Consider the following 23,901-nt stretch of genomic DNA (forward strand, 5'->3'; position numbering starts at 1 on the left):
TCACAACCCTGGCTGCGCAGCCAGCCACGCCGCCTCTTCATCGCTGAACAGCTCCGACCGGGTCAGGAACCTCTGACCCGTCCGCCCCTCCAGCGAAAACATCCCGCCCGCCCCCGGCACCACGTCGATCACCAGCCGCGTGTGCTGCCAGTATTCGAACTGCGCGCGCGTCATGTAGAACGGCGCGCCGCCGATCTCGCCGAGCCGGACATCGGCCGGGCCGACCAGCAGCTCGCCGTCGGGATAGCACATCGGCGCGCTGCCGTCGCAGCAGCCGCCGGACTGGTGGAACATCAGCGGGCCATGCCGCGCACTCAGCTGCGCGATCAGCGCCAGCGCGGCAGGTGTTGCCACCACGCGGGCGACGGACGGTGCAGCAGATGCGGAAGCCGGCATGACCCTTCTCCTCGTCAGGCGTTGAGGTCCAGCACGACCCGGCCTTCGATCTTGCCGTCGCGCAGGCGCCCCAACACATTGTTGATGTCATCGAGCCTGGCGGTGGACACCGTGGCCTTCACGTCGCCATGCGCGGCAAAGTCCAGCGATTCCTGCAGGTCGCTGCGCGTGCCGACGATGGAGCCGCGGATGGTGATGCCCTTGAGCACCACGTCGAAGATCGGCGTGCCGAACTCGCCCGGCGGCAGCCCGTTGAGCGCGATGGTGCCGCCGCGGCGCACCATGCCGATTGCCTGCGAGAAGGCGATTGGCGACACCGCGGTGACCAGCACGCCGTGCGCGCCGCCGATTTCCTTCTGCAGCCACGCGGCGGGATCGGTGGTGCGCGCGTTGACGGTGGCCTCGGCGCCGAGCTTGCGCGCCAGGGCAAGCTTGTCGTCATCGATATCGACCGCGGCCACGCGCAGGCCCATGGCACGCGCATACTGCACGGCCACGTGGCCGAGGCCACCGATGCCTGAGATCACCACCCACTGGCCGGGCCGCGTATCGGTCACCTTCAGTCCCTTGTAGACCGTCACGCCCGCGCACAGGATCGGCGCGATCTCGACAAAGCCGACCTTGTCGGGCAGCAGGCCCACGTAGTTGGGATCGGCGACGACATATTCGCCATAGCCGCCGTTGACGGAATAGCCGGTGTTCTGCTGCTTCTCGCACAGCGTTTCCCAGCCTTGCAGGCAGTGCTCGCAGTAGCCGCAGGCGCTGTACAGCCACGGCACGCCGACGCGGTCGCCTTCCTTCACGCGGGTGACGCCGCTGCCCACGGCGGAGACGAAGCCCACGCCTTCATGGCCGGGGATAAAGGGCAGGGTGGGTTTGACCGGCCAGTCGCCGTCGGCGGCGTGCAGGTCGGTATGGCAGACGCCCGAGGCCTCGATCTTTACCTGGATCTGGCCGGGGCCGGGTTGGGGAACAGGAACTTCGTCGATCGTGAGCGGCGCGCCGAACTCGCGCACCACGGCGGCTTTCATCGTTGCAGGCATCTCGAACTCCTTGAATGACTCCTTGTCCGGGCTGGCCCCGCGCCCGCGGGGCACAACCCGGATCATGGCACGCGTGGCGCCGCTACGGGCGGCCATTGCGCCATGCCTTGAGCACCGTCAGAAAAATCCGAGTGCGTTCGGGCTGTAGCTGACCAGCAGGTTCTTGGTCTGCTGGTAGTGGTCGAGCATCATGCGATGGTTCTCGCGGCCGATGCCGGACTGCTTGTATCCCCCGAACGCGGCATGCGCGGGGTAGGCGTGGTAGCAGTTGGTCCACACGCGGCCCGCCTGGATGCCGCGGCCCATGCGGAATGCGCGCGCGCCGTCACGTGTCCACACGCCGGCACCGAGGCCGTAGAGCGTGTCGTTGGCGATCGCAAGTGCTTCTTCCTCGTCCTTGAAGGTGGTGACCGACACCACCGGCCCGAAGATCTCTTCCTGGAAGATGCGCATCTTGTTGTGGCCGGCAAATACGGTCGGCTTGACGTAGTAGCCACCCGCGAGGTCGCCGTCCAGCGCATTGCGCTCGCCGCCCGCCAGGCACTGCGCGCCTTCCTTGCGGCCCAGGTCGATGTACGACAGGATCTTCTCGAGTTGCTCCGCGGATGCCTGCGCGCCGATCATGGTGCCCTTGTCGAGCGGATGGCCCTGGCGGATCGCCGCCACGCGCTTGAGCGCGCGTTCCATGAAGCGGTCGTAGATCGATTCCTGGATCAGCGCGCGCGACGGGCAGGTGCAGACTTCGCCCTGGTTCAGCGCAAACATGGCAAAGCCTTCGAGTGCCTTGTCGAAGTAGGCATCGTCGGCGGCCAGCACGTCTTCGAAGAAGATGTTGGGCGACTTGCCGCCCAGCTCCAGCGTCACCGGGATCAGGTTCTGCGACGCGTATTGCATGATCAGCCGGCCGGTGGTGGTCTCGCCGGTAAAGGCCACCTTGCTGATGCGCGGGCTCGATGCCAGCGGCTTGCCCGCCTCCAGCCCGAAGCCGTTGATCACGTTGACCACCCCGGGCGGCAGCAGGTCGCCGATCACCTCCATCAGCACCAGGATCGACGCGGGCGTCTGCTCGGCCGGCTTGAGCACCACGCAGTTGCCGGCGGCCAGCGCGGGCGCCAGCTTCCAGGTCGCCATCAGCAGCGGGAAGTTCCAGGGGATGATCTGGCCGACCACGCCCAGCGGCTCATGGAAGTGGTAGGCGACGGTGTCGCCGTCGATCTCGGAGATGCCGCCTTCCTGCGAGCGGATGCAGCCGGCAAAGTAGCGGAAGTGGTCGACCGCCAGCGGCAGGTCGGCGGCGGTGGTCTCGCGCACGGGCTTGCCGTTGTCGATGGTCTCGGCCACCGCCAGCAGCATCAGGTTGGCCTCGATGCGGTCGGCGATGCGGTTCAGGATGTTGGCACGCTCGGTGGTGGAAGTGCGTCCCCATGCGGCCTTGGCCGCGTGCGCGGCGTCGAGCGCGGCGTCGACGTCCTGCTGGTTGGAGCGCGGCACGCGCGTGAACGGCTTGCCAGTGATCGGCGTGATCGACTCGAAGTACTCGCCGCCGGCGGGCGGCACCCACTGGCCGCCGATGAAGTTTTCGTATTGCTGCTTGTAGGGGTTGTTGACGCCCAGCTGGGCGATTTCCGCCATGTTCATGTCTCGCTCCGTTCGAAGGATTTGTGTCGTGTCGTCACGGCGTGGGACCGTGCGCAAGGGAGCAGATCGCAAGAGGTGTGCCGGGGCGCAAGAAGACGGAAAAGCGGGGGCGAATCGAAGAATTGACCGCGAAATCAGGCCGGAGGTGTGTCACGCGCTGCCGGTGTGTGCCAGTGCGTGACAGCGGCTGTTCCAGATTGGAACACCGGGTGAACTGAACTGACGCCGCTCAAGCCTTCGGGCGCGCGGATGCCGGATCGTAGGCGCGCGCAGGTGTACGCGTGCGGGCAGCAGTTCGCCGGCCAGGTCGACGTGGTAAGTGCCGCCCTCAAGCCACGCCGCATCGGCCGGCCCGTCCTCGCGCGCGAGCAATGCCATGCCGACCGGGCAGCCCAGCGTATGGCCGAACGCGGCGGAACTGAGCGATCCCACCGCGCGCGCGCTGCCGTCGGGGCCGGTGCGCAGTATGGCCTCTGCGCCCCACAGCATGGCATCGCTGGCGCCATCCACCGTCACGACCACCATGCGCCGTGTGGGACCGCCTGCCTGCCGCAGTTGCAGCAGCGCTTCACGGCCGCGGAAGTCGATGCCGTTCGCCAGCTTGCAGGCGAACGACAGTCCCGCCTCGAACGGGTTGACCGACGGCGACAGCTCGCGGCCCCAGGCGCGGTAGCCCTTTTCCAGTCTCAGCGATTCGATGGCGTAGTAGCCGGCATTGACCAGCCCGAGCGTGCGCCCGGCTTCGTGCAGCGTCTCGTAGACGCCCACCGCGAATTCCACCGGCACGTACAGTTCCCAGCCCAGCTCGCCCACATAGGTGAGGCGCGTCGCGCGCACGGTGGCATAGCCGAGGTCGATCTCGCGCGAGCTGCCGAAGGGAAAGCCATCATTGGAGAAATCCGCGCGCGACACCGTCTGCAGCAGCTCGCGCGAGCGCGGTCCCATCACCGCCAGCACCGCGTACTGGCCGGTGACGTCGACGATCACGCAGCGCTTGTCGCCCGGGATCAGGCGCTCGATATAGCTGAAGTCGCGCGTGGCCTGCGCCGACCCGGTCACTACCAGGTACTGGTCGTGCGCCAGCCGCGTCACGGTCAGGTCCGATTCATAGGTGCCGCGTTCGTTGAGCATCGCGGTATAGACGCTCTGCCCCGGCGGCACCGCCACGTCATTGCTCATCACATACTGCAGCACCGCCTCGGCATCGGCACCCTTGACCAGATACTTGGAGAACGAGCTCATGTCGAACAGCGCCACGCCTTCGCGGCACGCGCGGTGCTCGGCGCCGCTCCATGGCAGCCAGTTCTGCTGGCCGAAGGCATATTCGATCCGCAGCGATGCCCCCGGCGGCGCGAAGAAGTTGGGCCGCTCCCAGCCCATCTTGCTGCCGAAGCTGGCACCGGCCTCGCGCAGGTGCGCATACAGCGGCGAGCGGCGGAACGGGCGTGCGGTCTCCAGCTCGCGATTCGGCCACGGCATCGCGTAATGCAGGCCGAGCGTTTCCTTGATGCGGTCGTGCAGCCAGTTCTGGTTGCCGTTGAAGCCGGCGAAGCGGCGGATATCGACGGGCCACAGGTCCATGGTCGGCTCGCCCGCGACGATCCATTCCGCCAGCGCCATGCCGGCGCCGCCGGCGGAGGCGATGCCCATCGAGTTGAAGCCGGCGCCGACGTAGAAATTGCGCAGCTCCGGCGCTTCGCCGAGGATGAAGTTGTTGTCCGGCGTGAAGGATTCCGGGCCGTTGTAGAACTGCCTGACCTGCGCCGTTTCCAGCGCGGGCACGCGAACCAGCGCATTTTCCATCAGGACCTGGAACTGGTCCCAGTCGTCGGGCAGCAGCTGGAACTCGAACGGCTCCGGTATGCCCTGCATGCCCCAGGGCTTGGCGTCGGGCTCGAAGCCGCCCATCACCAGCCCGCCGACTTCCTCCTTGAAGTAGATGAAGCCGTCCGGGTCGCGCATCACCGGCAGGTCGGGATGCACGCCGGCAATGCGCTCGGTGACGATGTAGTAGTGCTCGGCCGAATGCAGCGGCACGGTCACGCCGCACATCAGCCCCACCTGCCGCGCCCACTGGCCCGCGCAGTTGACCACGATCTCCGCTTCCAGCCGGCCCTCGTCTCCGTTCTTGTTGCGCCAGCTGACGCCGGTGGCACGGCCCTCGGCGGTATGGATGGCGGTGATCTTCGTGTCCTGCGCGATGATGGCGCCGCGGCTGCGCGCGCCGCGCGCCAGCGCCTGCGTCAGGTCGGTGGGGTTGGCCTTGCCGTCGCCAGGCAGCCAGACCGCGCCGCGCAGGTCGTCGGTACGCATCGCCGGCCACAGCTCCCCCGCCTGGGAGGGGGAGATGACTTCGCATGCCACGCCATAGGCGCGCGCCACCGCGGCGGTGCGGCGCAGCTGCGTCATGCGCTCGGCGGTGCGCGCCACGGACAGGGAGCCGCACTGCTTCCAGCCGGTGCCGAGGCCGGTTTCCGCTTCCAGTTCGCTGTAGAGCTGCGTGGAGTAGCGGATCAGCCTGGTCATGCTTTCCTGCGAGCGCAGCTGGCCGACCAGGCCGGCTGCGTGCCAGGTCGTGCCGCACGACAGCTGGCCCTGCTCAAGCAGCACCACATCCTTCCAGCCCAGCTTCGTCAGGTGGTAGGCAACGCTGCAGCCGACGATGCCGCCACCGATGATGACGACACGGGTTTGGGTGGGAAGCGTGAGAGGCATGGCGGGTCTCAATGGGGGGCGCGGATCGAGCCTTGATGTTATTCAACAAAATGCCAATTAACAACACAAAATGCAACACACATGCGCTGAGGAATCGCCCCGCCAAACGCCTAAGGCGTTGAAAGCAAAAAGCAAATGCGCATGAAAGCTGATCTGCGGCGAACTTAATTGCGTTTCGGCCGCCATGGGCTAGTGTGTAGCCATCCCGCCTCTTTGCTGCTGCCCTGCACAAAGGCGCGGGGTGAGGCATTTGGACCTGTGGCGCGTGATGCTTGTCGCTGCGCTGCCGGCGCCGGGGGAGAAAAAGATGTCTCCGAAACAAGAAATCGCGCCTGCCGGCATCGCGCAGGCGGGGGAGCACGGCGCCATGCCGGAGGGCGAGGACCCCGGCGGATTGCTGGGATCCAGCCAGGTGTTCCGCAAGGCGATGGCGATGGTGGCCCGGCTGGCCCGCGTCGAGGTGCCCGTGCTGATCCTGGGCGAGACGGGTACCGGCAAGGAACTGGTGGCGCGCAGCCTGCACTACCGCGGCCGGCGCCGAGACCGGCCTTTCGTCCCGGTGGATTGCGGCGCGCTGCCCGAAACGCTGTTCGAAGGCGAGCTCTTCGGCCACGTGCGCGGCGCCTATACCGATGCGCGCCGCGATGCAGCCGGCCTGGTCGCGCAGGCAGAAGGCGGCACGCTGTTCTTCGACGAAATCCATGCATTGTCCCTGCGCAGCCAGGCGGCGCTGCTGCGCTTTCTCCAGGACTTCCGCTACCGGCCGCTGGGCGCCGCGCAAAGCCGCAGCGCCGACGTGCGCATCGTCGCCGCCACCAACCGCGAACTGAAGCAGGGCGCGCTGGAAGGCTGGTTCCGCGAGGATCTGCTCTACCGGCTCAACGTCGCCAACGTCCGCATGCCGAGCCTCAGAGAACGCCCCGAAGACATCCCGCCGCTGGTCGAGCTGTTCGCGTCCCGCTTCTGCGCGCGCTATGGCTGGCCCGGCTGCCGGTTCGACCAGGACTCGCTGGCGTGGATGCTGGCACAGCCCTGGCGGGGCAACGTGCGTGAGCTGGAAAACTTCGTGCAGCGTTGCCTGCTGTCGTGCGAGGGGCGCGTCGTGCATGCCGAAGGCTGCCCGGCGGCGCCTTGCACGGTCGACTTGGCCAGCGAGGCTGCGCCCCGCATGCAGCCATTCAAGGAGGCGCGCAGCCAGGCCCTGGCGGTATTCGAGGCGGCCTACCTGCGCTCGGCGCTGGCGCGCAGCCACGGCAACGTGTCCGCGGCGGCGCGTGAAGCGGGCAAGGAGCGACGGGTCTTCGGAAGGTTGCTGAAGAAGCACGGCATCGACCGGGCCGAGTTCTCCTAGCCGGCTTGCAGGCGCGCTTGCGATGCGGCCGATGCGGGCCGATTCATGGGTCGACTCGGGTGAGCGCGTGTTCGGCGGTGGCAAGCAGCGTGCCGAGCGGGATGCGCGGCAGTGCGTGGATCGCGTCGTAGGCGAGCGCGAACGGGTCGAGCCTGGCCCCGGCCGGCACCGGCGCGTCCATGCCGCTGACGACAAAGGCAAGATAGAAGCGCTGCTGCGGATTGTCCTGCACCGTGAGCTGGCCGCCGTGGCGGGCCATCACGTAGTGCGCCAGGTAAAGGCCGAGCCGGTTCAGCAGCCAGGTGCGCGCATCGTCCGTGGCCGGCCGCAGGTCGGTGCCATCGACAAAGGCCGCGAGCCGCGCGAACTGGCCCTGCGGATCGTCCGAAAGGGCGCTGTGGGGCACGATGCCGGCGACCTGCGCGAGTTCGCCCAGCATGTCGCGCTGGCGCGCCTTGAGCGTGTCCAGCCAGGCGCGGCGGGCGGCCAGCGAAGGGAGGGGTTGGGCGGGCTCGGTCAAGTCGGTCAAGTCGGTCAAGTCGGTCAGAAGCGGTACTCGATAAAGACGATGCCCTCGTCCCGCAGCGCCTGCCGCAAAGCCGCAGAAGGCGGGGCGTCGGTGAACATCCAGCGTGGATCATAGCCCGGGACGTTGTTGCGCAGCCAGACGTCGCGCTGGATCTGTTCGCGGATGCGGTCGGTGAGTTCGACCTGATTCGCAATCCCGCCGCGCTGTCCGGGCACGCCGATCCAGCGCGTGTATGACTTGGCTTCGCCCGCCAGCACGCCGCCGCCGGCCTGCGGCACGGGCACATCCACGTAGCGCCCGCCAGTATTTGGCACCGGGAAATGCTGTTGCCCGGGCGCGCCGTACAGCTGCTGCAGGTGCGTCTCACGCTCTTGCCACAGCATGGGCTGGCGCATGCGGCTGATCTCGTCCCAGGTGTAGGTGGTGGCATTGCCCGGCCCGAGCATCAAGGGCTCGCGTGGCGGCGGCGTGATCAGCACGCGGCCGGCCTGGCCGGTGCCGAGCGACAGCGGGCCCGTGGTCGACAGGGGCGACGCCGGCGCAAACGGCACTAGCGCCTGCGGGCCGACCGGCACCAGGGCGGTGCTGGCGGCACCTGCTTCGCTGCCGGCGCCCAGCATCAGCGGGGCGTGGCCCGTGGCACCCGACGCCGGGGCGACCAGCGACTGCGTGCCCGCTGGTACCAGCGCGGTACTGGCCGCGCCGGTTTCGGTGCCCGCGCCCAGCAGCAGCGGCGCCGGGCCCGCTGCCCGCGACGGCACGGTCGCGGTGGCGGCGACCCGCATGCCGCCGCCTTCGAGCAGCTGGTACAGCGTCGCGGTTTCGCCGCGCACCATGATCACCAGGTCGGGGCGAGAGGCGACGGTCACGAACATGGCGCCGTCCTCGCCGATTGTGATGACGTACTCGCCACGCTCGATGGTGCGGGCCGCGGTGGTGCCGCGGCCGGCCAGCGCGGTGGTGCCTTCCGCCAGCGGCGCTGCGCGCGGCAGGGCGGCGCTCATGCGGAAGGCCCCGCTGAAAATGCCCAGGTAGCCGGTGGCCACGCTGATGAAGCCGCCGAGCACCATCGCGTCGCCGGCCCGCTGCTGCTCGGGCGTGAAGACGTCGTGCGCGCCGGTGGCCAGCGCGTAGGCGGAGCCGATGCGCATCGATTCCTGGCCCTTCTGCACGCCATAGACGCCAAGCGAGATTTCCAGCGCGGCGAAGAATGCGATGCCGGCGGCCGAGGTCGGCGGGAAGATGGCGAGCAGCAGCGCCAGTGCCGACAGGGCGGCCACGACGACTGACTCGACCTTCTCCCAGAACGCGTTGCGGTCCATCTCATCCTGGATGGCGGTGCGGACCTCCGGGTCGGCGAGCGGCAGCAGGCTCCGGATGACAGGGCCGAAATGCTCGTAGCCGACCTCGTTTGCGCGGATCTTGCTGATCAGTTCGTCGTAGTTGCCGCGGCGCGTGGTGATGGCCGAGATAATCTGTTCGCGTATCTCCAGCGCGGTGCCGGTGCGCAGCGTGTCGAGCATGCCCTCCGGCAGCACCTTGTAGCCCTCCGGTCCCAGTGCCTGCATGATCGGCCCGACCCGGGCCAGCGCTTGCCGGGTCGCCGCGGGATCGGGAAACATCTGGTGCAGCTCGGCTTCGGCCGATCCCGCCGGCGGGCGGTACAGGCTGGGCCGCGCGCTGCCGCCGGCGATGGTCGGGGTCGCCGCGCCGGTGGCGGGCGCCGGCGCGAGGCCGTAGAGCGCGCCCAGGTCAGGCAGGAGGGACTGGCCGGCCGGCGTGTCGAAGCGCGACGGCGGACGGATGCCCGCGCGCAGTTCGGTCGGGGTGGCCCAGCTGCCGAAGCTGAGCGCCTCGCGCTCGGTCCGCGAGGCGGAGATCTGCGTTTCCAGGTGGCAGCCGGTGCAGGCCCGGAACTCGCCGAACGCCTGCCTCGCGCGCAGCTCGCGCATCAGCGGGTCGCGCATTTCCTGCAGCTCGAAGTAGGGGCGCGACGCGCCGGATTGCGTCATCCCCATTGCCGCCAGGTCTTCGCTGGGAATGACTTCGTCCACCAGCTCCGACCACATGCCGAGATTGCGCTTGTTCGCCAGCAATCGGTGGATGGCCGTGGTCTTCACCAGCTCCTTGAAGGACGACACGCGCTCGTCCAGCGAGCCGGTCAGGTTCAGCACGGTCGGGTTGGCCGGGTCGGGTGGCGCCACGCACATCTGCGGCGCGGCCGGGGCTTCGGCGCGGCAGACCTGGGGCTCGCCGGCGGATGGCGCCAGGCTCAGCGGGGAAGAGGCCTGGCTGGTGGATGAGGTGGACGAGGTGGATGAGGTTGACGCCGAGGAGGACTGCAGCGGATCCCGGCGCAGCGTCGGCGCGGATTGCGCGCGACGGCCGTCCTGCAGCACGTGCGCGAGTTCGTGCCCGAGCAGCCGCTTGCCATCGCTGGTGTGCGGCCGGTACTGGCCGGCGCCGAAGGCGATGTGCGAACCGAGGGCGAAGGCACGGGCGTCCAGTTGCGCCGCGCTGGCGGCAGCGTCGGCATTGTCGTGGATGCGGACGTCGGACAGGTCGGCCTGGTAGCGCGCCTCGAAGAAGCTGCGCTCGCTGTCGCCGAGATGCCTCGCATGGCCCAGCGACAGGTTGGAGGAACCGGCAGGCAAGCCATGGCCGCGCGGCTTGCGGCGCACGGTGCCGTGCGCCGCGGCCCGGCAATGGGGGCACGGCGGCTGGCCGGCCGCGCAGGTGCAGCCGGCGGGCTTGCCGGCCAGCGCGGCATCGGCCATGCGGTCGGCTTCGGCTTCTTCGGGGTCGCCGGGTGCGCCCACCGTGTGCCTGGTGCGGATCTCGCCACGCGCGTAGAGGTCCTGCAGGGCCAAATTGCCAGGCTGCGCGGCGCCGGCAAGGCGGGTGCCGGCGGGGTCGGCGCCGCCGCGCTGCTGGCGTCCGGCACTGGCGGGCTTTCCGGCCCGGTCGCCCCGGTCGGTGCCGGCGGCGTTGGCGGTGCGGTCAGCGTGGGCTCGGGTCTGCATGGCGTTCTCCGGCGGCTCAGGCGCACCGGGTGGCGGAGCAGGTCAGGTGGAGTTCCACGCCCTGGTCCGTCACCTTGGGATCCAGGATCGTATCGAGGCTGGGCGGCGTAAAGCCATCTGGCTTGTCCTCGACCGATTTCACTTCCCAGCTGCCATCCTGCTTCTTCTGGTAGGTGACGTCGACGTCCTGGATAAAGCCCAGCGGATCCAGCGGGTCCTTGTACTGCCAGCTCACCACCAGCGTTTCACCGGGACGCTTGGCGTTCGCCTTGCCGCGGACGTTGGCGCGCCACACGGGCATATTGACCGGCCCGACATCGCCGAAGCGCTCCATGAAGTCGCCGCGCAGGAAGCTGCCAAGTCTGACGTACCACGGCTGGTCGGCGTAGGCCAGCGGGCCCACCGGCGCGTAGCCCTTGGTTTCCAGGTCCCGCGCCATCTTCTTCTGCCGGCCAATGGTCTGCGCGGCGAACAGCGCGATGTTGAAGGTGCCCGCGCCCCAGCTGGCATAGGGGCCGGCCTTGCTCTGCGGCGGCGGCGTCTTGACCACCACCTCGACCTTGTTGCCCGCGCCGAAGGCGCCGTAGCTCTGCGCGTCGGTCGCCAGCCGGGCCAGCTGCGCCTGCTGCTGCGGCGTCGGCGCGACCTCCAGCTCGATATGGAGGATGCGGCGTTGCGGCGTGCCCTGGTGTTCGATGCGGAACCATTCGTTGCCGATCTTCTCGCTGCGCCCGGTGCCGGGCTCGAAGTTGGCGAGCTTTTCCAGCCCCTTGCTCAGTTCCTTGTACATCGTGTCGGGCTGCTGGTAGAAGTCCAGCGAGTTCTTCATCGTCTTGAGCTGGATCAGCCCGCCGCCCTCGATGCTGGCGCTCTGGCCGGAGAAGGGCAGGCCCTGCCGCCCGAGGCCGGTGATCGGCGTGGCGGTGCCGCCCTCGATGAAATCCACGCCGGGAAAGTTGCGCGGCAGCTTGACCGCGCCCGCATAGTTGTTGACCAGCACCATGTCTTCCGCCGGCAGGCCGCGCAGGTTGCCCGCGTTCCAGTTGACCAGCGGGTTGCGCGGCGCGCCGCCGCCGGGGAACAGCAGCGGCACCTGGTTGAGCAGGCTGGCCTGGGCGGGAAAGATCACGCGGTCTCCCCAGCCCGGCATCTTGCGGTCCGCGGCCTGGGTCAGCGCGTCGAGCTGTTCGGGGCCCAGCTGCGCGGTGCGTGCCGCGATGTCCGCGTCGTTGAAGCCGTTGAGCAGCAGGGCCGCGTCGTCCCAGTTGCCCTTGGCGACGGCGTTGTCATAGTCCTGCCGCAACTGGCGGATGCGGTCCTGCTCCATGTCGGCAAAGGCCATGCCCTCGATCGGATCGGTGACCCGCTTCGACCACCCGGGCATGCCCCTGGCGGCGCCGTTGCGCAGCAGCTCGCGGTCCTTGCGCGAGAGCTCGCCCAGCAGCATGTCGATGTCTTTGTCACTGAAGCCGTTGAGCAGCACGGCCGCTTCTTCCCAGCGGCCATAGCGCACGGCGGCGCGGAAGCGCGCGATCAGGTCGTCGCGGCTCGAGGTCCGGTCTTCGTCGCGCAGGATGCCGCCGTGCGCGGGGGCGGCGAGGGCAGGCGCGGTGCCCTCCGCCACCCGCGCGGCTTCCTGCTCCGGCGCGCTGCTGGCCGGGGCCACTTCGCCATGGCTGGGGAGGTCGCCGCCGCGGTGCTGGCCGACGTGGCTCAGCTCGTGCGTGAGCAGCCGGTTGCCAGCTGTCGAGCCCGGCGCGAACTGGAGCTCGCCGAAGGCAACGTGGCGACCGGCCGTGAAAGCGCGGGCGCGCAAGGCCAGCGCCATGGCGGCAGCCTCGGGGCCGGTGTGCAGCAGGGCCTGCCTGGCCGGCTCGCGCACCGCGGCGGGCAGGCGTTCGCGCTCGCGGGCATCCAGCCTGCGCGCGGGCAGGGCGGCGAGCCTGGCGAGCATGGCGGCGACATCGTGGCGGCCGGTCCCGGGCCCGGGCCGGTAGCGTTGGGCGGCCTGGTTGTCGAGCCGCGCCGGCGCGCCGCCGGCACCGGGCCGGTGGTGCTGCCGGCCGGGTCCTTGCGGCGGTTCGCCCGCGGGCCGTTGCCGCCAGGCATGGCGGGCATAGTGCGCCATGGCCGTCGCCGCGCCTCAGGCGCGCCCCCGCTCGATGGTGTCCTGGTAGGCGCGGAAGCGCGCCGCCGCGCCGGGATCGCCATGCTTGGTCTGGCGCCGCGACAGTGCCCGCATCAGTTGCGCCATGCCGACCGCGCTGCCTTCGCCCGCGGCGAGCAGCGCCGCTTCCAGCGCAATGGTCTGGATGTCGCCGCCGGTCAGCTCGAATTCCCCGGCGACGAACGTATAGTCGATGTCGCCCGTCAGCGGCACGCCCGGCGGGAACATGCCGCGCCACAACTGCTCGCGCAGCGCCGCATTGGGCCGCCCGAACTCGACCGTGTAGTGCATGCGCCGCGCAAAGGCCGGGTCAAGGTTCTTGGGCAGGTTGCTGGCCAGGATCACCACGCCGTCGTGCGTTTCCATGCGCTGCAGCAGGTATGCCACCTCGATATTGGCGTAGCGGTCGTGCGCGTCCTTGACCTCGGCGCGCTTGCCGAGCAGGGCATCGGCCTCGTCGAACAGCAGGATCGCGTCGGCGTCCCGCGCGGCGCTGAAGATGCGCTCCAGGTTCTTCTCGGTCTCGCCGATGTATTTCGACACCACGCTGGCCAGGTCGACGCGGAACAGGTCCAGGCCGGCGTGGTTGGCAAGCACCGACGCCGCCATGGTCTTGCCGGTGCCCGACGCGCCGGCGAACAGCACCATCAGCCCCGCGCTGCGGCCGGTACGGCCCTGCATGTTCCACTCGCGGAACACCTGTTCGCGGCACGCGATGGCCGCGGCGATCTCGTGCAGCAGTTGCAGCGTGGTGGCGGGCAGCACCAGCTGCGGCCAGCGGTGCGGGCGCGTAGCCAGCTCCGCCACCTGCGCCAGTCCCTGCGCGGCGAGCTGGCGCGCGGCCCGGTCGAGGGCTTCGTCGGGGCCGATGGCGGGATCGGCGGCACGCAGCGCCCGCGCCGCGCGCGCGGCCTGCCGGATGCGCGTGCCCGACAGCGAGAAGCGGCCGGCAAGCATGCCCGCCATGGCCTGCGCGGCCGGCCCGCCATCGCCAGGCCCGGCGTCGTGCAGCGCATCCGCCCAGTCCCGCGCGCGCTCGGCGCTGCTGGCGGCGCGCAGCGCGAAGCTGGTCAGTGGCAGGCGCGCCAGCGCGGGCGTGGGGTGCCAGCCGGGCGGCACCAGCCACAGCACGTCGACGCCGGTGTCGAGCGCATGCCGCAGCGCGCCGGCCAGGCGCTCGTCGGCGGCGGGGTCGCGGCCGGCGGCCTCGTGCAGCACCAGCGCGGCGCCGGCAAGCCGCGCGCACAGCAGCGCCGCCGTGCCGGATAGCAGGGCGGCGGGCGCCAGGTGCAGCGCGTGGCGCCCGCGGCATGCCAGCAGCTGGCGTGCCCAGCCGGCCTGGCGCCCGGCGTCGTCGCCGCGGCAGGCGATCAGCTCGGCCGAGGCATGCGACGTGTGCCGCGTGTGCGGCGCGGTACGGTCGCCGGCGGCCACGGTTTCCAGCCAGGGTTCGTCAGTGCCGGGGATTTCCTGGGCGGGAGGCGGGATGCCGAGCAGGAACCGCACCGCCGGCGGGGCCAGTGCCAGCCCCTGTCCCAGCGCGCTGCGCTGCTCCGCGCCGTCGGCCAGCACCAGGATGCCGGCGGCGGCCAGCGTGCCGATGCGGCCGCGCAGCGCGGCGGCGTCATGCGGGACCCCGTCGGCGCCGAGGAGCCGGCACACCATGTCGACGGTGGCGAATTTGCGCGTGATGTCGTTGTTCAGGTAGGCGTAGAGCGTCTCGTAGCGCAGGTCGAGTTCGGGCGCGAGCACGATGAACAGCAGCTCCAGATCCGCCGGTGCCAGCGCCAGCCGCTCGCCCAGCAGCGCCAGCGGCGAGCCCGCGTTGAAATGCTCGCGCCACTGCGCGGCCTGGCGCGTGAGCGCGCCGGCGGGATCGGCATCGGGCTGTCCGTCCTGCCCGGCCTGCTGGCGCAGCAGCGCATCGACCTGGCGGTCGGAGATATAGAGGCCGCGCAGTTCGTCGAGCGACAGTTCGTAGCGCGCGCGCAGGCGCAGGATTTCGCGCTCGACCAGGCAGTCCAGCCAGAGCCGTTCGTTGCCGAAGGGGTGTGCCTGCGGCCATGGCGCCGGCATCGGTGCCTGTGGGCCGCCGGCGATGAGCGGGTCGAGATCGCGGCGCATCGCCTCACTCCGTGCAGTGCAAGGCCAGTTGGCGCTGGCCTGGCCAGGTGAGCCGCAGCCGTGCCATGCCGTTCAGGCTCAGCAGCACATGCAGCGGCGGGCGGCGCAGCAGGAGGGTCCAGGCCGCGGCGGTGGAGTCTTCGCGCCGGGCTTCGCCGCGCGTGTCGAGCACGTTGTGGAACAGGTAGGGCAAGGTGCAGCAGGCCGCGCCCGGAATGCGGAAGGCAGTGCGCCGCAGCGCGGCCTGCGCCAGCGTGGCGAAGGTGTCCTGCCAGGCCGGCGGCAGCGCCGCCAGCACCGGGCTGGCGCGCAGCAGCGCAAGATCCTGGCGCAGCAGCCGCGTCAGGCGCAGCCGCATGGCGAAGGGCAGCGGGGCGGACTCGGCCAGGTCGCCCAGGTTGGCCGGTGGCGTCGCGGCATGCAGGCGGCAGGCGCTGCCGGGCTCGACCCATACCTCGATGCGGGTCGCGCCGGCCGGCAGCCGGAGTCGCGCGGCGCCGGTGAAGGCGCAGCGGCGCAACGTGGTGGCCAGCGCCAGGGCGGGCGCGCCGGGGTCCGCGGCGGCCAGCCAGTCGTGCAGCGCCGGCAACGCGACGCCCGGTGCCACCCGCAGGAAGGTGCGCCAGAACGGATCCCGCCACACCTGTTCGCCACGAGGGCCGGCAGCGATCGCCAGCGCCAGCAGCACGGCAAGGTCACGCGCGCTGCCGGCCCCGGCTGGCGGCGCGGGCAGTGCGCTGGCCCAGCCGCCGTCGCACGGGTCGCACGGGTTGTGCAGGTCGGACAGGTCGGACAGGTCGTGCAGGGCAGGCAGCAGCCACGCGAGGCCACCGAATGGCGCGTCAAGCTGCTCCGGCGCAGCCTCGGTTGTGGCTGGCACGCGGTCGTGCCGGAGCTGCCTCGCCTGCGCCGCCAGCGGCGCCATCGCTGCACGCACGGCCTGCGGCGTGGTGGCGAGCAGCAGCAGCCAGTCCGCATCTGTGGACAGGGCTGGCCCCTTGTCGGTCACACCGATCACGCCGCGCGTTGCCATCCGCGCCAGTTCGCCGGCGGCCATGTCGTCAGGCATCGACAGCAAGGCCGCCAGCCAGCAAACCGCGCCAATGCCGGCCGGTTGCGCCGCACCGCCGTGTGCGAGCAGCCACAGCGCCAGCAGCGGCGGGGGGACGCGGCCGGGCGAGGCCGCTCGCCATGCGCCGGCAGCGGGGTCCAGGTGGCCTGCATCGGCGCCATGGCTCTCCTGCTCGTGCCAGCGGCACAGGATGCGCACCGCCTCGCGCTCGCCCAGCGCCGCCAGCAGCGTGGGCCAGCTTGCCCCGTCCAGCAGCGCCAGCGTGGCGCGCCCGGTGGCGGCGTCTTCGGTCAGCAGCGTGCGGATGGCCGCCGCTGCCGGCAGCATGCGCAGGCCGGCAAAGCGGTGGAAGAGCCAGCTGTCCCAGCCGTCGCCGCGCAGCAGCCGTTCGATGAAGCGCGCATGGTAGGCCGCGCGCGAGGGCATCTGCATGGCGTCGCCGGCGGGGTCCGCCACTGCGCGCGCAACGGCCAGCGCCAGCTGGCGCGACCAGTGGCGCACGATCTGCTCGCCGGGGCACGCGGTGTCGATCTCGCAGTCGATCTCCAGCCGCGGCAACAGCACCACGGCATCGTCATCCAGGCCGAGGGCGTCGAGCTGGTCCGCCAGCGCCTGTGCCACTTTCGGCGCCAGCCCGTCCAGCTGATGGCCGAGCGCGGCCGGCGCGGGGTGCGCGGCAGGCACCGTGTACGCGTTGTGCCAGTGGCGGATGCGCAGGTGGGCCATGGCTATGCCTGCGTAGTGACAGCTGTGGCGGCCGCGGCAGCGGGCTGCGCGTCGACGGCCAGCAGCTCCTCCAGCACCTGCGCGGCACCGCCGATGCGCAGCAACTGCTCGCGCAGCGTGGCGGCCCGCGCCTCGGCCTCGGCCAGCAGCCGCTGGCCCGCGCTGTATTCGCTGCGCAGCGTGGCCAGGCGCGCCTGCAGCAGGCTGCGTTCGATGGGCGCGGCGGATGCCGCGGGCGCATTGGCGGTGGCGTGGTCCATGGCGGCTCCTTTCAGGTGCGGGGCCCGTAGGCGACGAAGTGGAAGGCGTTGTCGACGAAGCTGCCTTCCGACGGTGGCGTGACGTCGCGGGCGACCAGCGTGAAACCGCCGGGGCCTACGTTGCGCACGGTGCAAACCTGGTCGTCGTTGGCCGAGTCGACCAGGCTGGCGACGATGACCGGCGTCGCGTTAAAGGCCGGCGCGAAGCTCACGGTGTACTGGCCCGTGCCGGTGCGCGTCACGCTCCACCCGGTGCCGGCGGAGCCGCCGCCCGCGCTGGCCTGCCCGGCCACGATGCGCATCTCGGCCAGGCCGCCCACGGCGAAATAGTCACCGTTGTCGCCAAGCCGGATCGCGCCGCGCACTTCCAGCGTGCTGGCCGGCGCGGCGGTGCCCAGGCCCATGCGCCCGGCCGGGGTCACGGTCAGCTTGTCGCCGTTGCTCCACAGCCGCGCATTGCCGCCGCTGGCGTACCAGACCCAGCGCTCGCCGTTGCCCGGGCTGCCGATAAAGGCGCCGGTCTCGCGGTTCTCGAACGAAAACCCGGCACCGCCGCCGCCGCTGTGGATCTCGCTGCCGACCACATGCAGCGTGCGCGACGGCGTCAGCGTGCCGATGCCGACGCTGCCGCCGAACAGCGCCAGGTCGGGCGAGTTGCTGCGCGCCTGGCCGATCCAGCTCGAAAACTGGGCGGCTGCCTCGTTGCCGTTGCCGACCTGCTGGAACTGGACCCGGGGCGGCTCGTCGAGGTCGCTCAGCACCAGCAGCGGTGCCAGCTGCGGGCCGTACTGGAACCAGGCCTGGCCGGCATCGGGCGCGCCGCTGTTGCCCATCTGCAGCCACTTGCCGTTGCCCACCGCATTGCCCTGCGGCGACGGCACCTGCTGGATGTCGAGCCGCGCGCCCGGCGTCAGCGTGCCGATGCCGACATTGCCGCTGGCCGCCTCGATGAACAGGTTGCTCAGCGTGGGATCGCCCTGGGTCACGTTGAGGCCGTTCTTGGCCGGCCCCAGGTTGATCTGCCACGCCAGCGCGCCGCCGGTGTCTTCCAGCGCGACCAGGCCGCCGTTGGCGGCGATCGCGCGTACCGTCAGCGGCAGGGCCAGCGCCTTGTCGGTGCTGCCGATGCCGACGCGGCCGTCGTGCTGGATCGACACGCCGGCGGTATAGCTGAAGCCGATTGCGCAGGGATCGGTGCCGGTCGGCGTGGCGGCGCCGAGGGTGAGCCGGGTCGGGCCGGCGGTGCCTTGCGGCTGGCCCAGCAGCACCTCCAGGTCGACCCCGTCGACGGCACTGGGCGCGGCGCGCTGGAGCGCTGTGACGGTGCCCTGTGCCAGGTAATCGGTGCCGCCGGCATCGACCCACTCGGCGCGCGTGCCGTAGTAGCGCAGGTGGCCGCGCGCGCGCGTATCGGCGTCGAGCCAGACCGGTTCGCGGAAGTGCGGCGTGTCGGGGTCGCTGGCGCAGAACACCAGGTCGGCGGCGGCGGGCTGGTCGGCTTCGCACAATTGCTCGATTGGCGTGGCGCCCGCACGCGGTATCCAGCGCCCGCGCAGCCGCAGCAGGCCGCCGGTGCCGTGCAGCGCCTCGCCGATCCAGCCCGAATGCCGGCGGAACAGGCGTGACTGGGTGGCGCTGGCGGGTGTCGGCTTCTGCAGCGCGCCGCCCTGCCATAGCACGCGCCCGACCGGGATCAGCCACAGGCTGGGATCGTCAGCGCCGGGAAAGCGCTGCGCCGGCACCGACCCATCCGGCGCGACCGGCTGCAGCGGCAGCAGCGCGCCCGGCGCCTCGCGCGCGTCGCCGTAGCTGTCGTCGCCCAGCGCCACGCCGCTCTGGCGGGTCTCGATGGTCTTGCGCTCGCCGACCTCGACCAGGAACGACTCGACCACGCGTGCATAGACATCGGTGGCTCCGCACACCTCGAAGCCCGGGCGCACGCCCTGGCCGGCGGCCTCGTCATAGCGGAGCCAGACGTTCACCAGGCCGGCCGGCTGCCCGGCGAACAGGCCGGCGTCGAGCGGGAAGGGCTCGGCCACCACGATGGCGCGGCCATAGCCGTCGGTGGCCAACCCCGGCGTCAGGTAGGCCTCGACCGTGCCCTGCGGCGAGTCCTGGTAGACCAGCTCGATGCCGGAGGCGATGCCCCAGCTGTGGCTGGCCAGGTGATGGCGCGCCAGCAGCGTGCTGAAGTAGCGCAGCAGCGCCTGCAGGTCCTCGGCGCCAAGATACTGGCCCTCGAAGAAGCGCGGCCGCTCGGCGAATTCGGTGGTCATGGCGCCTTCCTCCTAGCCGGGTTTGCGGCCGCTGCGCTTGGCGGCGGGTTTGGGCGCGGGTTTGGCCACCGCCTTGAGCCGTTCGATCTCCGCGGCCTGCGCCTTGACGCTGTCGCGCAGCGCGTCCATCTCTGTGCGCAGGGCGGCCATGGCGTCGGGCGCAGCTGTCTGCGGCGTTGCCCCGGCAAAGGCGGTGGCGCGCAGCGACAGGCCCAGCGCGGCGTCGAGCAGCGGTGCGATCGCGGCCGTGACGGCCGGACGCATCAGCTGGTTGGCGATCACGAACTGGGGCAGGTTGGCCGTCTCCGCGGGGGACAGCCGGTCCCGGCCGTTGCCGGGGCTGCCGGGCCCCATCATGCTTTCCGCCAGCGTGCTGAACTCCAGCGTCTTGCCTGTGCGCGCCAGCGCGGCGCGCAGCAGCCCGGTGGCGCCGGCGATGCGGTCGGGCTCGGCCACGGCCGGGTTCAGCAGGTCGTTGGCGCGCTGGTAGGCCGCATCGGCCAGCTTGATGTCGGCGTTGCCGCTGCCGTTCCCGTTCCCGTTCCCGGCCGCGGCATCAGGTGTAACGTCCGGTGCCGCACCGGGTGCGATCTCCCTGCGCATCGCAAAGAGTCCGGGCTGCGCGCCCGGCACGGTGTCCTGCGGCGGCGTGTCGGGCAGGATGCCGCCGATATCGAAGCAGCACAGGTTTTCCAGCAGCTGCCGCAGCTGCTTGCCGAACGGCAGGATGCCGAGCCAGTACTGCAGCGACGGGAAGGTGGTGGCGAACTTGCGGTGCACGGTCCAGTTGCACACGCGCAGCACGCGGCAGGACTGGGCGCCGCAGCCGCCGGCGACATGCAGCGACGCCAGCGGCACGCGCACCTCGCGCGTCGGCGCCGGGCACGGCGGCAGCAGCGCCGAGCAAAAGCAGGCGAGCACTGCGTCGAGCCACACGATCATCAGCAGCACCATCGCCAGGTAGATGGCGCCCGCATTGGCGAGCGTGCCCGCAGCGGGATAGGAGATGGCATTGAACTGCGCCATCAGGTCGCAGTTGTAGCTGCCGTGGCTGGCGAAATAGCGGCGCAACTGCATGCGCGCCGCGCCGATCCACTGGTACCACGCCTGTGCCTCGGCGGCGGTGGCGGGGACCTTGAGCGTGCCGGGCAGCTTGGGCATCTGCGTGGCCAGCAGCTCGATGCAGCAGCGGAAGCGCTGCATCAGTTCGGAGTCGGGGTTGAAGGCCTGGTTGTTGCCTGCCGCGCCCCCGACGGTGCTGTCGGTGGTCCCGACAGGATCCGGAGCCTTGTCGGGCGGCTTGCGGTAGACCTCGAAGGCAAAGCCCTCGCAGATCACGGTGGGCTCGCACTGCACCGGCGCGCCGCGTGGCCTGGCCAGCGTGGCGCCGCCGCCGCCGTTGCAGCCGCCGCCGTTGCAACCGCATTTCATGCCGCCGCAGGCCCCGCCGCAGCCGCACTTGCCACCATTGCCGCCGCAGGCACAGCTGTTGGCGGTGCAGTCCGGCGCCGGGCGCAGCGGCCTGACGCCGCGCGCGGGCGCTTCGGCGTAGCGGATCGCCAGGATCCACTCTTCTTCGCCGGCGTCGCACTGCTGCGGCGACGGATGCTTCATCGGCTCGCACTGCTGCCAGCGGTGCTCCGCATCCTTGCAGCGCCGGATCAGCTCGCATACATCGACGCTGACCGCCTCGCACACCACGATGTCGTCGCCGCAGGGGCTGAGCGCATAGCCGCAGCCGACCGCGACACCGTCTCCGCACGGGTTGCAGGTCACCTCCAGCCCGTTGACCACGCCCCAGCCGTGCAACTGCCGATTGTGCAGCCGGTGCTTGCCGCGGATATAGCCGTCGAGCCGGTTGAGGTCGTCGGCGGTCAGCACCTGGCCGGCGAAGAAGCGCGGCCGGCACAGGCATTCCAGCATGCCGCAGGTGCCGCACACGCAGGGTTCGGGCGGGCAGGCGGTGGGGCTCTGGCCCTGGCGCTTGCGATAGAGGTCGTTCACGGTGTTCATCGCCTGGTGCTCCCTATCCTCGTTCTACGGTGAACCAGCTTTCGAAGGTGCCGCCCTCGATGCCATCGCCGCTGACGCGCTCGTCTTGCGGCTGCAGCCACTCCGGCACATTGCCGGGCTGCGGCGGATTGGGCGGCGACGGCGGGACCAGCTTGGGGATGTGGTCGGCATCGAGCGCGCGCAGCTGCCCGGTGTCGTGGTGCAACCCGCGGATGAAGTCGCCGTTGACCAGCAGCCGCAGTCTGGCCGGCTTGCCCTGCATGGTCTCGACCAGCTTCGGCAGGATCTGCTGGCCGATGCGCACCGCGGTGGCCATGCCGTTGGCGTCGATGCCCGGGTCGAACTGGGTCTGCGCATCGCAGTCGCGTTCCAGCCGGCCGGGCTCCAGGTCTTCGCGCGACAGCGGCAGGTCGCACCAGCAGCGCAGCGGCAGCTCGATCAGGCGTTCATCGTGCTGCACCTGCAGGTGGATGGCGTCGGCATGCAGGTCGGCGGCCATCACCGGCGTGTCGAATGCCACCACCAGTCCCCTGGCGATGGCGTCGAAGGGGATGTGCTCGGCATGCTTCCAGTTGATGTCGCAGATGTGGGGCAGGGCCCAGTCCAGGCCCTCGCCAGGCTTGCCTGGCTCGCCCTGGTCGCCTTTGTCACCCTTATCTCCCTTGTCTCCCTTGTCTCCCTTCTCGCCTTTCTCACCCTTCTCACCCTTCTCACCCTTCTCACCCTGTTGTCCGGGCAGCCCGGGATCGCCCTGCTCGCCCTTGGCGCTGGTGCCGCCGCAGCAGTGCTCCAGCATGCAGCGCACCGCCAGTGCCAGATCGGCCACGCTGGGCACGGTCGCGCGCCAGGTCAGCATGTCGAGCCGGGCGATGTTGGCCGCCGCGTCGGCGAGCGGGTCGCTGGGCGGCACGGCCGGGTCTTCGAGCTTGCGCGACGGACGGTATTGGGCGATCGTGGCCAGCGTTACGCAGTCCGGCGCGGGGCAGGCCGGGCAGGGATGCGGATCGAGAAAATCTTCGCAATGGGTGGCCTCGATGGCGGCGATCGCGGCGCCGTCGTCATAGACCGCCCACAGCCGCTCGCCGGCGAGCGCCAGCGCGTCGCCGCCCGGGCCGATCTCCAGCGCGTTGGACAGCAGCGCCGGCTGGCCCTGCTGCATGCGGCGCAGGTCGACCGCGACGATGCGGCTGTTGCCGGTGGCGGGCTGCATCAGCACGTAGCCGAAGCGACCGGCCGGTTCGGCGGCCAGCGCCACGGGCGGCGCGGGCAGCGGATCCTGGTGCAGCAGCGTGCCGTCCGGCTTGGACAGGGCGATGCGCTGGCCGGCCTGGTCGGTCCAGGCGAGCAGGTCGAGGGCATCGGTCTTGACCGTGGCCAGCGCATTGACGTTGGTGCCGGACAGGCCGAGCGCGGACGGCGCTAGCGCTGCCGCCGTCAGGTCGACCGACTGCATGGCGCCGTTGGCCTGCGCCAGATACAGCGTCTTGCCGTCGCTGCCGAGCGCCCATGCGGTCGCGGCAAAGCCGCTCAGCGTGGCGTCGAGCACGGCCGTCAGCGTGCCCGGCGCAACATCGACGGTAAACAGCAGGCTGTCGCCGCCGCTGACCACCAGCGCCGCAACGCGGTTCGCGCCGATCGCCATCACCCAGGCCTGCGTGGCGCCGGCCGTGCCCGCCAGGTCGAGCGTCGCGTCCTCGGCACCGGCGAAGGCGCCGGCGGATGTGGTATCGAGCAGCGCCAGCCGCGCCGGGTCGGCCGCGGTGGCGCCGGCCACCAGTGCCACCAGCCGCGTGCCGTCGCCGTTCACGGCGATGCCGAAGACCGCGGTGGCAAAGTTGTGCGTGGCGATATAGGCCTGGTTCGATAGCCACAGCTGTTGCACCGTGCCGCCCCCGCCAGCCAGGTCCGCGGCCAGGTAGGCGCGCTGGCTGGCCTCGTGCAGCGCCACCGCGCGCGCACCGTCCAGCGTGACGCTGGCCTGCCACGTCAGCGTGGGCGGCTGGGGCTGCGCGGGGGGCACCGCCGGCAGGTCCGGATCGACCAGCACGTCGAATTCATAGCTTTCCAGGATGCGGTTGGGCGCGCAGCGGGTGTCATCGCAACCGCATTCGTCGTACAGCACCGGGACTTCCTCGGTGGGGCACTCGCGGTAGCGCAGGCACAGCAGCAACAGGTGGTCCGCGCCGTCGGGCTGCTCGATCAGCGCCCGCACGGCCGGGAAGCAGGTGATGTCCAGCGTTTCCTCGTCGATTACCAGGATTTCGTTGCCGCAGCAGTCGAGCGCCGCGCCTGGCCTGACCACCACGTAGCGGTCCCGGCAGGCGGGGTTCGGGTGTGCCACCACCTCCAGCCCGCAGATCACGCCGGTGCCGTGCAGCCGCGCGTGGTGGCGCCGGAACTTCTCCACCACGTAGGCCTGCTCGACATCGAAGTCCGGCACGTCCATCAGCTTGCCGAAGAAGTAATGGTTGCGCAGCGGGGTCTGCACCTCGCAGCCCGGGCAGGGTGCGTCGCAGCAGCCAGTCGGGGTATGCATTGCGTTGCCCATGGTTGAGACCTCTCGTCGTT

Annotated in this window: 13 protein-coding genes and 1 pseudogene; 1 reads left to right on the plus strand and 13 read right to left on the minus strand. The window is 70.8% G+C overall.

The features are described 5' to 3' along the window. The 4 genes and pseudogenes from K309_RS0101900 to K309_RS35740 form a co-directional block, all read right to left on the minus strand. A complete protein-coding gene (locus K309_RS0101900) occupies positions 1-396 on the minus strand; it encodes a DUF779 domain-containing protein (protein WP_029044838.1) in 396 nt (131 codons plus the stop codon). Positions 397-410: 14 nt separating this feature from the next. After that, complete coding sequence (gene adhP, locus K309_RS0101905) at positions 411-1,439, minus strand: alcohol dehydrogenase AdhP (protein WP_029044839.1); 1,029 nt, start codon at positions 1,437-1,439, stop codon at positions 411-413. Positions 1,440-1,556: 117 nt separating this feature from the next. Then, complete coding sequence (gene adh / locus K309_RS0101910; protein ID WP_029044840.1) at positions 1,557-3,077, minus strand: aldehyde dehydrogenase; 1,521 nt, start codon at positions 3,075-3,077, stop codon at positions 1,557-1,559. A gap of 229 nt (positions 3,078-3,306) precedes the next feature. After that, positions 3,307-5,792 (minus strand): annotated as a pseudogene (locus K309_RS35740) (GcvT family protein). Positions 5,793-6,099: 307 nt separating this feature from the next. Here K309_RS35740 and K309_RS0101920 point away from each other — a divergent pair. After that, a complete protein-coding gene (locus K309_RS0101920; RefSeq protein WP_232232297.1) occupies positions 6,100-7,143 on the plus strand; it encodes a sigma-54 interaction domain-containing protein in 1,044 nt (347 codons plus the stop codon). A gap of 43 nt (positions 7,144-7,186) precedes the next feature. Here the strand turns inward: K309_RS0101920 and K309_RS0101925 are convergent, their stop codons facing one another. Genes K309_RS0101925 through K309_RS39090 form a run of 9 tightly spaced genes read right to left on the minus strand, consistent with a single transcriptional unit; the run spans position 7,187 to position 23,869 of the window. Then, positions 7,187-7,672 carry a hypothetical protein gene (locus tag K309_RS0101925; protein WP_156914283.1) on the minus strand — a complete coding sequence of 162 codons (486 nt, stop codon included), beginning with the start codon at positions 7,670-7,672 and terminating at the stop codon, positions 7,187-7,189. A 14-nt stretch (positions 7,673-7,686) separates the two neighbouring features. Then, positions 7,687-10,695 (minus strand): eCIS core domain-containing protein, encoded by a 3,009-nt coding sequence (locus tag K309_RS0101930; protein ID WP_029044843.1) that lies wholly within the window; start codon positions 10,693-10,695, stop codon positions 7,687-7,689. A 16-nt stretch (positions 10,696-10,711) separates the two neighbouring features. Next, positions 10,712-12,823, minus strand: coding sequence for an eCIS core domain-containing protein (locus tag K309_RS0101935; protein ID WP_029044844.1), 2,112 nt, complete (start codon positions 12,821-12,823; stop codon positions 10,712-10,714). A gap of 15 nt (positions 12,824-12,838) precedes the next feature. Then, complete coding sequence (locus tag K309_RS35745; RefSeq protein WP_051320288.1) at positions 12,839-14,986, minus strand: ATP-binding protein; 2,148 nt, start codon at positions 14,984-14,986, stop codon at positions 12,839-12,841. Positions 14,987-14,990: 4 nt separating this feature from the next. Then, positions 14,991-16,784, minus strand: a complete 1,794-nt coding sequence (locus tag K309_RS0101945) for a hypothetical protein (protein WP_029044845.1) — start codon at positions 16,782-16,784, stop codon at positions 14,991-14,993. 2 nt (positions 16,785-16,786) lie between these two features. Continuing rightward, complete coding sequence (locus tag K309_RS0101950) at positions 16,787-17,044, minus strand: hypothetical protein (protein ID WP_051320289.1); 258 nt, start codon at positions 17,042-17,044, stop codon at positions 16,787-16,789. Between the two features lie 11 nt (positions 17,045-17,055). After that, on the minus strand, positions 17,056-19,320 hold the full coding sequence (locus K309_RS0101955; protein ID WP_029044847.1) for a hypothetical protein: 2,265 nt from the start codon (positions 19,318-19,320) through the stop codon (positions 17,056-17,058). A 12-nt stretch (positions 19,321-19,332) separates the two neighbouring features. Then, entirely contained in the window at positions 19,333-21,333 is a 2,001-nt protein-coding gene (locus K309_RS0101960) for a hypothetical protein (RefSeq protein ID WP_029044848.1), read from the minus strand. A gap of 13 nt (positions 21,334-21,346) precedes the next feature. Then, entirely contained in the window at positions 21,347-23,869 is a 2,523-nt protein-coding gene (locus K309_RS39090; RefSeq protein WP_156914284.1) for a hypothetical protein, read from the minus strand. Positions 23,870-23,901: the final 32 nt, after the last annotated feature.

The sequence above is a fragment of the Cupriavidus phytohabitans genome, assembly GCF_000426345.1.
Taxonomy (GTDB): Bacteria; Pseudomonadota; Gammaproteobacteria; order Burkholderiales; family Burkholderiaceae; genus Cupriavidus.

Bases quoted from the DNA above. Each gene is read 5' to 3' on its own strand.
- K309_RS0101900 (WP_029044838.1), bottom strand. From the start codon at position 396: ATGCCGGCTTCCGCATCTGCTGCACCGTCCGTCGCCCGCGTGGTGGCA.
- adhP (WP_029044839.1), bottom strand. From the start codon at position 1,439: ATGCCTGCAACGATGAAAGCCGCCGTGGTGCGCGAGTTCGGCGCGCCG.
- adh (WP_029044840.1), bottom strand. From the start codon at position 3,077: ATGAACATGGCGGAAATCGCCCAGCTGGGCGTCAACAACCCCTACAAG.
- K309_RS0101920 (WP_232232297.1), top strand. From the start codon at position 6,100: ATGTCTCCGAAACAAGAAATCGCGCCTGCCGGCATCGCGCAGGCGGGG.
- K309_RS0101930 (WP_029044843.1), bottom strand. From the start codon at position 10,695: ATGCAGACCCGAGCCCACGCTGACCGCACCGCCAACGCCGCCGGCACC.
- K309_RS0101935 (WP_029044844.1), bottom strand. From the start codon at position 12,823: ATGGCGCACTATGCCCGCCATGCCTGGCGGCAACGGCCCGCGGGCGAA.
- K309_RS35745 (WP_051320288.1), bottom strand. From the start codon at position 14,986: ATGCGCCGCGATCTCGACCCGCTCATCGCCGGCGGCCCACAGGCACCG.
- K309_RS0101945 (WP_029044845.1), bottom strand. From the start codon at position 16,784: ATGGCCCACCTGCGCATCCGCCACTGGCACAACGCGTACACGGTGCCT.
- K309_RS0101950 (WP_051320289.1), bottom strand. From the start codon at position 17,044: ATGGACCACGCCACCGCCAATGCGCCCGCGGCATCCGCCGCGCCCATC.
- K309_RS0101955 (WP_029044847.1), bottom strand. From the start codon at position 19,320: ATGACCACCGAATTCGCCGAGCGGCCGCGCTTCTTCGAGGGCCAGTAT.
- K309_RS0101960 (WP_029044848.1), bottom strand. From the start codon at position 21,333: ATGAACACCGTGAACGACCTCTATCGCAAGCGCCAGGGCCAGAGCCCC.
- K309_RS39090 (WP_156914284.1), bottom strand. From the start codon at position 23,869: ATGCATACCCCGACTGGCTGCTGCGACGCACCCTGCCCGGGCTGCGAG.